This is a genomic window from Streptomyces sp. NPDC093085 (assembly GCF_040683935.1).
GTDB lineage: Bacteria > Actinomycetota > Actinomycetes > Streptomycetales > Streptomycetaceae > Streptomyces.
Genome location: NZ_JBFBFB010000020.1, coordinates 17932 through 28677, shown reverse-complemented (window position 1 = coordinate 28677; position 10746 = coordinate 17932). Strand labels below are relative to the sequence as shown.

The window sequence follows — 10746 nt, the reverse complement described above, 5'->3', positions numbered from 1 at the left end:
GTCGTCGATGAAGCCCCGCCATGCTTCGGGGGCGAAGGTGAGCGCCTGTCCTTGGGGGGCCTTGGAGTCGCGGCAGTCGATGGCGTTCACCCGGAATCGCGCCTCGACGCAATCTCCGTTCTGGCCGCTGTGGCTGCTCTTGAACCACTCGGCGTCTCGTGCGCGCATCTGCGTACTCCCTCTTCAGAGGCCGAGTTGCCCCATGATCTTCCGGATCAGCAGAACTGACTGGTGTGGGGCGAGGACGGCGGCTTGGAGGCGGTTGAAGGTGTCCCCGTAGACGCCAGTGTCACGGGGTGCCCTTTCGGTGCTGTTCGATCGGGGGCGCAGCGGTCCGGTGGGCCGGTACCCGCTGCGCCGGGTGATCAGACAGTGCCGAACTCGCCCGCCTTGACGCCCGCCACGAAGGACGCGAACGGGCCGACCGGGAAGCCCAGGACGGGGCCGTCGGGGTTCTTGCTGTCGCGGACCAGGAAGTCGCCCGTGGCGCGGGCGTACTCCGGGGCCCACTCGACGCACTCCGCCCCCTCGCCGTTGCTGTAGCTGCTCTTGACCCACTTCGTGCGGGAGGGGTCGGGGGTGAGGGCCATGGGCGTACTCCGCTCCGGAAAGAGGGGGACGGGGGCTGGTGAACCGGCAGGCGCAGTACCGCAGGGTCAGACGGTACGGAACGACCCGGTCTTGACGCCCGCGACGAAGGACGCGAACGGGCCGACCGGGAAGCCCAGGACGGGGCCGTGCGGGTTCTTGCTGTCGCGGACCAGGAAGTCACCCGTGGCGCGGGCGTACTCCGGGGCCCACTCGACGCACTCGCCCCCTTGGCCGTTGCTGTAGCTGCTCTTCACCCAGATCGGAGACAGTGCGCTGACGTCAGGAGTCCAGGTCATCTTCATACTCTTTCAGATATGTACGGAACAAGGTCACGCTCTCCCCGCTGTCAAGGGCCTTCGACCGCGCGATGTCCAGAAGCGTCGTCAACTCCAGTACATCGGCCGGGGTGTCCACCGACGTACCGGACGCGAACGACTCGACGTAAGCGAAGGTCGCACCATCCCTCAGGGTGAGCAAGCTCAAGCTACCGCCCATCAGTGGATGCACTCCACGGGAGAACGGGAGTACCTGCACCCGCACTGCGCTGTTGTTCTCGATGATGTCGAGTATGTGGCGGATCTGCTCCGCCATGATCGTCGGTCCTCCCACGGGCCTACGCAGGGCTGCTTCGTCCATGATCGCCCAGTACAGCGGGGGCGTGGCGGAGTCCAGCACCGCCCGGCGGTGCGAGCGTGTGGCCACATGAAGCGCAACCTTCTCGGCATCCTTGCCCGGCATGGACTCGGTGAAGAGGGCGGACGTGTAGTGCTCTATCTGCAACAGCCCCGGTACGACACTGCTGTTGAACGTCTGGATACGTGCGGCTCGCTTCTCCTCCTCAAGCACCTTGCGCCCCCACATGGGGACTTCTGCGGCGATGGCCACAATGAGCAGGTCGGCAAAGAGTCCCTCCGTCCCGTAGAAGTCATCGAGGACTTCGGCCAGGGCCTCGGACGGGAGCTGTTCCCCCCGCTCGACCCGGCTCAGGTACGTGTGCGGATAGCCCAGCTTCTCGGCGAGCGCCCGCAGCGACAGACCCGCCTTGGCTCGCGCCCGCGCGGCTCGCGCGGCCAGCATCCCTGCCGGTGTGGCGGGCATCGCGTCTTCGTCCGGTTCCAGCTCCATCGCACCGACTCCCTCCCAAGGCGTTGTCCACTGAGGGTACTTGGTTACGCACTCTCCGTGTACTCGGCTCGTTCTTTTGGCGATGGTGGCACTACGCACAGCAAGCGACGGAGTGAGCGAAGGGCACGGCAACCATGACGAACGACCAACCGAGGCGGGTGCCCCGCGATGGCGCGGAAACTCTTGAATCGGCCGTCACCTGGCGGGTATTCCTGCGGCTGACACCGGAGGAATACCCCCTTCCCCAGTGGTTGAAGCTACCGGGGCACGCCGTTCCGAACGGGGGTACGACGACCCCGGTCCCGGTTCCCGGTTGTGACCTGTGTGATTGGTGGGATCGGCGGCGGGAGAATGCCTGTCGGGGGATCGGGGAGGCCAGTGTGGCCTACTGTGCGCGGCAGATTGCGGCGCATCCGCATCGGCGGGCCGGTGAGTCCGGATGACGACGTCCGAACCGCCCGTTGCGCCGCGCTATCCGCCGCGCCGCCGGGGCCTGCGTTCCGCCCCGTCCAACCCGTCCGCCCCGTCCGCTCCGGAACCCGGTCCGCTTGGCGCGGAGTTCGGTCCGCCGGGTCCTCCTGGCCCGCTGGGCCGGCCCGGTTCGTCCGGTCAGCCCGGTCTGCGGGTCGGGATGGCGGTGTATGACCGGCGGACGGAAATGCCGGGGGTCATCAGCTCGTTCGCGGGGTTGCTGGTCTGTCTTGTCCGTCCCTCGGGGCACACGTGGCAGGCCACGTTGAACGCGGTGCGGCCCGCGACGGAGCGGGAGCGGATCCAGCTTCGTGCTCTGGCCGAGTTGCATCGGCGGCAGCGGCCTCCGGCCACGCCTCCCGCCCCGGCCACGCCTCCCGCTGAGCCTCCGGACGGGTGGCGCCCGGCATGAGCGCCGCCCGGTTCTACAACGTGACCGTTGTGTGTGAGGGGCCTACGGCCAACGGCACCCAGGTACGAGTCGTCCTCGCCGCCCGGCAGGCGGTGACGGCGGATGCCGCCCTGGTCTTCCTGCGGCAGCAGGCCCGGCGTATCGCGGACGGTCTTGATCCCGGCCCGGGGGGCGGGTGGGCGCCGCGGGGCACGCTTGTCCCCGTATGGTCTCCGGATCCGGATGTGCCCACCGTTCTGCGGATCTGGTGCCGTACCCCTCGCGCGCAGCGGGCGGCGCGGGAACGGCTGCTGGGCGGGGCGGAGTTCGTCCTCGACGCCGATGACTTCAGCGGGCGGTACACCCTCAGGGCGCTGCCCGTCCCCGTCCCCGTGCCCGTGCCCGTGCTGGCGTCCCTGTCCGTGCCCGGGTACCTGCCCCTGCCCCTGTCCGCGTACCCACTGGCACGCCATGCGCAGCCCCCGGGGCGTTCCGGCCGTCGCAGACACCGCAAGCCCCGGTGGCTCGACCGGGTTCGCCACTGGTTGCGCCTTCCGTTCCGGCGGCGGGTCCGCACGGCGCATGCGGCCTGATGACGATGACGCCGCACGGGTGCTGCGCGTCGTACGGACCGTGCTCGTCGTCAGTGCCGCGCTCGCCGCCTATGCCGTGGGCGGATGGCTGCTGGCCGAGTACTTCAGCCGCTGACAAAGCCACTGGCAGGGGGCCTGGGGGGAGAGAGCTAAGCCGCGTCGAGGCGGGTCAGGGGGAGGATCAGGCGTTCGGGGATGTTCTCGGGCCAGGGGAAGGCCGGGGAGACCACGCGCTGGTGGGCGAGGCCGTGCAGGCCGACCCAGAGCACCGTCGCGTCGCCGGGGACGTCGTCGCTGGTGACCAGGCCCGCCGCGACACAGTCGCCGAGCGCCTCGGCCAGCATCAGCATGGAGGGCGCGCCGAGCAGCACGAGGTCCGCCTCGGACAGGGAGTTGTCGCCCAGGGTCGGGGTCCACAGGCCGCCGAACATGGTGCGGTAGCGCTGGGGGTGGTGGTCGGCGAAGCCGAGGTAGGTCTCGCAGATGGCCAGCAGCCGGCGCCGGGGATCGTGGCCCGCCTGTTCCGCCGCCGCGCGGAGCGTCCGCTCCAGGCCGGCGAACTCCCGCTGGACGACGGCGAGCATGATGGCCGGCTGGTCCGGGAAGTGCGGGTAGATCGAGGGGGTGGCGATACCGACCCGGCGGGCCACCGAGCGCAGGGTGACCGCGTGCTGGTCGCCGGTCTCGTCGAGCAGTTCGGCCGCCGCGTCGATGATGTCTTCACGCAGTTTGCCGCCCTCGCCCCGGCGGTTGCGGATGCGGGTGCGGACTTGCTTCGGCGGGGTCGCCTTCGAGGGGGTCGCCTGCGCCGCCGATCCGGTTTCCTTCACTGTGCTCACCGTTCACCTTCCGTCGTGAGGGGCCGGCGCCGCCCGGCCCCCGTGTCGGGCCGGGGGCGCCGGCCCCCCGGGTGCGTCCGGCCGTACCGCCGGTTCCGCCTCCTGCATCCTGTTCCTGCGACCTGCTCCCGTGACCTGTCCCGCGGCCTGTCCCGGCAGCGGGATCCCGGTCACCTGTCCCGGTGGACCGGGCAGTGGTCCTGCGCCTCGGCCGTGGTCTTCAGTCGGTTCACCCAGTCGACGAGGCCGGACTCCAGGGCCTCCTGGTTGCCGGGGATGTCGGCCTCGACCGGGGCGCCGGACCAGGACTCCTCGGTGGTGGCGAGGACCCCGCCCTTGACCTTCTTGAACGTCCACAGGTGCACCCCGTCGATGCCGTCGACCGGCGCGGCCCAGGCGAGGCACTTGTTCCGCTGGACGTTGGTCACCGTCGACGTGACCTTCATGCCCTGCGGGGACCAGGCGAAGACCGAGCCGGGGCGGAGCGGGCCCGGGGTCTTCTTCTGGGACGGGGTGATCTCGGGGATCCAGGTGTCCCAGGCGTCGATGTCGGTGTGCAGATCCCAGACCGTCTGGACCGGGGCCTTGATCAGAACGCTGGCACGGGCGATGACCGGGGCGTCCTGGTCGACGGTCACCCCCTGGCACTCCTGGAACTCCGGGGCGGTGGAGCCGGATCCGGATCCGGAGCCGTGGCGGGCCTCGCTCGCGGTCGCCATGGCCGGGGCGGAGAGGGTCGTCGCGGTGGCGATCGCTGCTACGGCCAGGGTCTGGAGGATGCGGTGTCGGGCGTTCATCGGTCGGTGCCTTTCGTGGTGGGGGGGGTGGGGGGAGGTGGGGAGGCGGTGCGCTGGGTGGTCGGTACGAGGGGATACCGGGGGCGCCGTGGTGCGGGGTGGCGTGCTGTGGTGCCCGGCGGTCAGGCGGTGGCTATGCGGTGGCTATGCGGCGGAATTCGAGGCCGGCGGCGAGGGCGTAGGCGCCGCCGCCCGCGAGGGTGAGGACCCAGTAGAAGCCGGGGGTGCCGAAGAGGAGGGCCCCGGTGGTGGTCAGGGCGAGCCAGATGCCGAGGGTGTAGTGGAGCCGGTTGCGGCGGACGGCGCCCTCCGCGACGTACAGCAGACCGACGACGAAGCCGGAGCCCGTGGGCCAGAGCATGGTCTGGAGGTCGGGGTTGTCGAGGATGCCGGAGAGGCCCGTGATGAAGAGGAAGAGGGCGCCGAAGGCGACGGCCCAGGCGGCGCCGAGGAGTTGGGCGGTCACGGCGGCCGGGCCGGTCGCGCCGCGCTGGGAGCGGAGCGCGGCGAGGGTGGCGAGCAGCGAACCGGAGGCGAGTCCGGTGCCGAGCAGGGCCATCGGCAGCCAGCCGGGCAGGTCGAGCAGGGGGACTCCGCCCTCGGTGACCTTGGAGAGGGCGGCGGCGCCGTGGCCGAGGACGTAGGCGAGTCCGAAGGCGATGTACGCGGAACGGTTGTCCACGTCGCGCGGCGCGCGGTCCGTGACGGTGTCGGACGGGGCGGCGGGGGCTGTGATGGACATGGGGGTGGGACCTCCGTTGGAGACGTACACGGCTGAGCCGGACTAAGGCGGATGAGAGGAACAGGCGCGGAAGGAAGCGCGGAGAGCGAAGCGGAAAGCGAAGGAGAACGCGAAGGAGAACGCGAAGGAGAGGGAGGGGCGAGGGGGGCCGGGCGGTGGCCGGCCCTGTGGCGGGCCCGGAGCTGGTGGCGGGCCCGGAGGTGGTGGCGGGCCCGGAGGTGGTGGCGGGCCCGGCATCACGCCTCGGGGACGATGATGACCTTGCCGGCGACGGTGCGGGACTCGGCGAGTTCCATGGCGGCGACGGTGTCCGAGAGGGCGAACTTGCCGGCGATCTGCGGGACGACCGAGCCGTCGGCGACCAGTCGCAGGACCTGGTCCAGGTCCTCGGTCATGCGCTGCTGCCAGGTGGCCTGGTTCCGGCGCTTGCCCGCCCAGAGGTTGTAGAAGTGGGCGCCCTTGCTGTTGGGGAGGGCGTTCCAGGTGCCGAGGCGGGCGAAGAGCATGAGGAAGGGGACCTGCGAGTTGCCCTCGTCGTTCTTGCTCGCGGCGGTGCCGTACGAGACGAGGGTGCCGCCGCGCCGCAGGAGCTTCCAGGACTCCTCGATGGCGGCGCCGCCGACGTGGTCGAAGACGGCGTCCACACCGTCCGGGGCCAGCTCGCGGATCTTCGCGTACATCTCCGGGTCCCGGTAGTCGACCGGGGTGGCGCCGAGTCCGCGCACCAGGTCGTGGTGGCGGGGGGAGGCGGTGCCGATCACGGTGATGCCGGCGCGGCGGGCGAGCTGGACGAGGGTGGAGCCGACGCCGCCGTTGGCGCCCAGCACCACGATCGTCTGGCCGGGGCGGACCTTGGCGACGCGGTACATCATCTGCCAGGCGGTGACGCCGTTGACGATCACCGACTCGACGGCGGCCGGGTCGACCCCGTCCGGGACCGGCATCAGGTCGGCGGCGTCGACCAGCAGGTGGCTGGCCCAGGCGCCGACCTTGGTGATCGCGGCGAACCGGCGGCCGGCGAGCGCGGCGTCGACCCCCTCGCCGACCGCCACGACGGTGCCGACCAGGTCGTAACCGGGCACGAAGGGGAACGGCGGCTGGTCGAAGTACTTGCCCCGGCGCATCTGCTGCTCGGCGAAGGAGACCCCGGTCGCCTCCATCCGCAGCGTGACCTGGCCCTTGGCCGGCGCCGGCAGTGCGCGGGTCTGCGGCGTCAGGCCGCTCGGCTCGACCTTGCCGGGGAGGACGATCTCGGTCGCTGTGATGGTGGCGGCGCTGCTCATGACGGGCTCCTCTGGGTTCGGGTGGTACGGGGGTTCGCGGGCCCCTGTGCGGTTCCCGCTGTGTGCTTACGTTCGTAAGGCTATAGGTGTTAGGTCAGCGAGCGCAAGGGGCTACGGCAATAAACTTACGGGCGTAAGTTCCGGGTGGGCGAGGGATGGGTGAGGGGGTGCGCGGGGAGCGGGCGGGGAGCGGGCGGGGGCGGGCGGGGGCGGGCGGGAGGTGGGTGGGAGGTGGGTGGGGAGCGCCCGCCGGGGAGTGTGGGGGCACAGCGAAAGAGGGGGCGTGACCAGGGGGGAAACCTGGTCACGCCCCCTCTGAGGGGCTCGCCGGCCGGGCCGTCAGCCGACCTGGAGCTGCTGGACGAGGTGGAGCCCGTCCGCGTTCAGCCAGTACTCGACGAACTTGCCGTCCTGGATGCGGAGGGTGTCGGTCCCGGTGAAGGTGACCACGGTCCCGGCCGGCGTCTTGGCGCCGGGGAAGCTGCCGTCGTACGTGCCGGTGGCGGACCAGCGCACCGACACGTAGTCGCCGTCGAAGAGCGGCGGGACCTCGATGGAGAACCTCAGGTCCGGGGTGTGCGAGCGCCCGCTGCGGACGTACTCCGTCAGGCCCTCGACGCCCTTGACGGCGGCGCTGTCGCTGCCGTCCATCATGTGGCTGTGCAGCCGGAACTCGTCCGAGGCGACCTCGGAGGCGAGCGACAGGTCGCCGTTCCAGAGGCTCAGCCAGGTGTCGAGGAGGGCCTTGGCGGCGGTGTTGTCGGTGGACATGGTGGTGCCTTTCGCGTCGTTCTCGGGGGAGGAGGGGCCGGGCCCGTGCGGGGGTCGTGCGGGGTCCCGCCGGGTTTTCGCCCTCCGTGTTAACGAGCGTAAGGCTACGCATGTAAATCGAGTCCGTGCAAGTGGTTACGTGCATAAGTTTTTGCGTGTAAGCTTACGAGTGAAGAGGCCGTGAGGGACGGCCTCTGACGTGCGCGCTCCCGCGCCACCGTGTTGTACGTGGAGGTCCTCACGGGGGCAGGGAGCCGCACACGGGACAGCCCGCCCTCGCCATGGCGAGGGCGGGCTGTTTCCGTTACGTCGGTGCGGGAGCCGTACGCGCTACACGTACAGGCGTGTACGTACGGGGCGCTACACGTACGGGCGTGTACGTACGGGGCGCTACACGTACCGTTCCAGGATCGACGACTCCGCCAGGCGCGACAGGCCCTCGCGGACGCTCCGCGCGCGGGCCTCGCCCACGCCGTCCACCGTCTGGAGGTCGTCGACGCTCGCGGCCAGCAGCTTCTGGAGGCCGCCGAAGTGCTCCACCAGACGCTCGATGATGGCGCCCGGCAGCCGGGGCACCTTCGCCAGCAGCCGGTAGCCGCGCGGGGAGACCGCCGAGTCCAGGGTCTCCGGGGAGCCGCTGTACCCCAGGGCGCGGGCCACGATGGGGAGTTCCAGCAGCTCCGCGTGGGTCAGCGAGTCCAGCTCCGCCAGGGCCTCGGGGACCGTGCGGGAGCGTTTCGCCGTGGGCTCCGGCACGTAGTCACGGGCCACCAGATCGCGCTCCGGCTCCACGCCCGCGATCAGCTCGTCCAACTGGAGCGAGAGCAGCCGCCCGTCGGTGCCCAGCTCCACCACGTACTCGGCGATCTCGGTGGCGATCCGGCGCACCATCTCCAGCCGCTGAGCCACCGCCGTCACGTCCCGGACCGTCACCAGGTCCTCGATCTCCAGGGCGGAGAGCGTGCCCGCGACCTCGTCGAGCCGGAGCTTGTACCGCTCCAGCGTCGCCAGCGCCTGGTTGGCCCGGGAGAGGATCGCCGCCGACTCCTCCAGGACCCGGCGCTCCCCGTTGACGTAGAGCGCGATCAGCCGCATCGACTGCGACACCGAGACCACCGGGAAGCCGCACTGCTTGGAGACCCGGTCCGCCGTACGGTGCCGGGTGCCCGTCTCCTCCGTCGGGATCGAGGACTCCGGGACGAGCTGGACGCCGGCCCGCAGGATCTTGGTGATGTCCTTGTCGAGGATGAGCGCCCCGTCGAGCTTGCAGAGCTCGCGCAGCCGGGTCGCGGTGAACTCCACGTCCAGCACGAAGCCGCCCGTACACATCGACTCGACGGTCTTGTCCATGCCCAGGACGATGAGACCGCCGGTGTTTCCGCGCAGAATGCGCTCCAGCCCGTCGCGCAGCGCCATGCCCGGCGCGACCGCGCTCAGGGAGGTGCGCATCAGCGCTTCGTTGCCGGAGCCCGCGCCGGACTTTCCGGGTGCTGATGCCCGGTCGTTGGCTGCCACTGCACTCCTCCGGCTCGTACGGATGGGCGAGACCAGGGCAAAGTCTACCGGCGAGCGTTGTCGTCCCGTGGGGCGTCCGCCCGAGCGTCCGCCCGAGTACGGCGCGGCAGCACCCGCAGGGCATCGCCCATGTCCGCCACTTCCGTGACCTTCATCCCGGCCGGGACCCGGCCCGGATCGGTCGGCACCAGCGCCTGGGTGAAGCCGAGCCGGTGCGCCTCCGCCAGTCTGCGCTGGACGCCCGTGACCCGTCTGACCTCGCCCGCGAGGCCGACCTCGCCGATCGCCACGAGGTTCTTCGGCAGCGGGGTGTCGCTCGCCGCCGAGGCCAGCGCGAGCGCCACCGCCAGGTCGGCCGCGGGCTCCGTCAGCTTCACGCCGCCCACGGTCGCGCTGTAGATGTCGCGCTTGCCGAGCGCGCTGATCCGGCCGCGCTGCTCCAGCACCGCCAGCATCATCGAGACCCGGGAGGTCTCCAGCCCCGAGGTGGTCCGCCGGGGCGAGGGGATCTGCGAGTCCACCGTGAGCGCCTGCACCTCCGCGACGAGCGGCCGGCGCCCTTCGAGGGTGACGGTGAGACAGGTGCCCGGCACCGGCTCGTCGCGCCGGGTCAGAAAGAGCCCCGACGGGTCCGCGAGCCCGGTGATCCCCTCGTCGTGCAGCTCGAAGCAGCCGACCTCGTCCGTCGCGCCGAACCGGTTCTTCACCCCGCGCACCAGCCGCAGCCTGGCGTGCCGGTCGCCCTCGAAGGAGAGCACCACGTCCACCAGGTGCTCCAGCAGCCGGGGGCCCGCGATCGCCCCGTCCTTCGTCACATGCCCCACCAGCAGCGTCGCCATGTCGCGCTCCTTCGACGCCCGGATCAGCGCGCCCGCGACCTCCCTGACCTGCGCCATACCGCCCGGCGCGCCGTCGATCTCGGGGGACGCCACGGTCTGTACGGAGTCGAGGATCAGCAGCGACGGCTTGATCGCGTCGAGATGGCCGAGGACGGCGGAGAGGTCGGTCTCGGCGGCCAGGTAGAGATGGTCGTCGATGGCGCCGATCCGGTCCGCGCGCAGCCGGACCTGGCTGGTGGACTCCTCGCCCGTCACATAGAGCGTGCGGTGCGCCTCGCTCGCCGCCTTCGCCGCGACATCCAGCAGCAGCGTGGACTTCCCGACCCCCGGCTCCCCCGCGATCAGCACCACGGCACCGGGCACCAGACCGCCCCCGAGCACCCGGTCCAGCTCCGCCACCCCGGTCGAACGCGCCGTCGCCGTACGGACATCGACCTCGCCGATCGGGAGCGCGGCGGCGGAGACCCGGCCCGCCGCCGTCGTACGGACCGCGGGCGCGCCGTACTCCTCGACCGTGCCCCACGCCTGGCATTCGGGGCAGCGGCCGAGCCACTTGGCGGTCGTCCAGCCGCACTCGGTGCAGCGATAGGACGGCCGGTCCTTGGATTTCGTACGGGCAGCCATGGCGTCACCGTACCGGTGCCCACCGACAGCGCCGCCGCCGTCCTCCCGCGCCGCCCCCGCGCCCCGCTCCGCCGCCTTCCCCCGGGACGGGTGGGGTAAGCCAGGTGGGGGAGACACGGGAGACTCCTGTACCACGTCGAATTCATCGAAACCTGACAATCGTGT

The 10746-nt window shown here is 71.2% G+C and carries 13 protein-coding genes; 2 read left to right on the top strand and 11 right to left on the bottom strand.

The features are described 5' to 3' along the window. The 4 genes from AB0O07_RS34040 to AB0O07_RS34025 all read right to left on the bottom strand — a co-directional run. Positions 1-168: DUF397 domain-containing protein (locus AB0O07_RS34040; RefSeq protein ID WP_365641026.1), on the bottom strand; the 168-nt coding region annotated here is incomplete at its 3' end. Between the two features lie 197 nt (positions 169-365). Next, the gene (locus AB0O07_RS34035; RefSeq protein ID WP_365640834.1) at positions 366-590 is read right to left on the bottom strand and encodes a DUF397 domain-containing protein; all 225 of its coding nucleotides are present in this window, start codon (positions 588-590) and stop codon (positions 366-368) included. A gap of 66 nt (positions 591-656) precedes the next feature. Further along, complete coding sequence (locus AB0O07_RS34030; RefSeq protein WP_365640831.1) at positions 657-887, bottom strand: DUF397 domain-containing protein; 231 nt, start codon at positions 885-887, stop codon at positions 657-659. Further along, on the bottom strand, positions 871-1716 hold the full coding sequence (locus AB0O07_RS34025; protein WP_365640828.1) for a helix-turn-helix transcriptional regulator: 846 nt from the start codon (positions 1714-1716) through the stop codon (positions 871-873). The genes AB0O07_RS34030 and AB0O07_RS34025 overlap by 17 nt, the downstream gene beginning before the upstream one ends. Positions 1717-2595: 879 nt before the next feature. Between AB0O07_RS34025 and AB0O07_RS34020 the strand changes: the two genes are divergently transcribed. Together AB0O07_RS34020 and AB0O07_RS34015 are read left to right on the top strand one after the other, a co-directional pair. Beyond that, complete coding sequence (locus AB0O07_RS34020) at positions 2596-3171, top strand: hypothetical protein (RefSeq protein WP_365640825.1); 576 nt, start codon at positions 2596-2598, stop codon at positions 3169-3171. Further along, entirely contained in the window at positions 3161-3286 is a 126-nt protein-coding gene (locus AB0O07_RS34015; RefSeq protein ID WP_365640823.1) for a hypothetical protein, read from the top strand. The genes AB0O07_RS34020 and AB0O07_RS34015 overlap by 11 nt, the downstream gene beginning before the upstream one ends. Positions 3287-3320: 34 nt before the next feature. Here AB0O07_RS34015 and AB0O07_RS34010 read toward each other — a convergent pair whose 3' ends face one another. The 7 genes from AB0O07_RS34010 to radA form a co-directional block, all read right to left on the bottom strand. Next, a complete protein-coding gene (locus AB0O07_RS34010; RefSeq protein ID WP_365640821.1) occupies positions 3321-4010 on the bottom strand; it encodes a TetR/AcrR family transcriptional regulator in 690 nt (229 codons plus the stop codon). 170 nt (positions 4011-4180) lie between these two features. Beyond that, positions 4181-4807: an SRPBCC family protein gene (locus AB0O07_RS34005; protein ID WP_365640819.1), complete on the bottom strand. Its 627-nt coding sequence runs from the start codon at positions 4805-4807 to the stop codon at positions 4181-4183. Positions 4808-4940: 133 nt separating this feature from the next. Beyond that, positions 4941-5549, bottom strand: a complete 609-nt coding sequence (locus AB0O07_RS34000; RefSeq protein ID WP_365640816.1) for an ABC transporter permease — start codon at positions 5547-5549, stop codon at positions 4941-4943. Between the two features lie 236 nt (positions 5550-5785). Then, a complete protein-coding gene (locus AB0O07_RS33995) occupies positions 5786-6832 on the bottom strand; it encodes a medium chain dehydrogenase/reductase family protein (RefSeq protein ID WP_365640814.1) in 1047 nt (348 codons plus the stop codon). Between the two features lie 339 nt (positions 6833-7171). Then, positions 7172-7603, bottom strand: coding sequence for an ester cyclase (locus tag AB0O07_RS33990; RefSeq protein ID WP_365640811.1), 432 nt, complete (start codon positions 7601-7603; stop codon positions 7172-7174). Between the two features lie 390 nt (positions 7604-7993). Further along, positions 7994-9118 carry a DNA integrity scanning diadenylate cyclase DisA gene (disA, locus tag AB0O07_RS33985; protein WP_365640809.1) on the bottom strand — a complete coding sequence of 375 codons (1125 nt, stop codon included), beginning with the start codon at positions 9116-9118 and terminating at the stop codon, positions 7994-7996. Positions 9119-9162: 44 nt separating this feature from the next. Next, entirely contained in the window at positions 9163-10581 is a 1419-nt protein-coding gene (gene radA / locus AB0O07_RS33980; protein ID WP_365640807.1) for a DNA repair protein RadA, read from the bottom strand. Between the last annotated feature and the right edge of the window lie 165 nt (positions 10582-10746).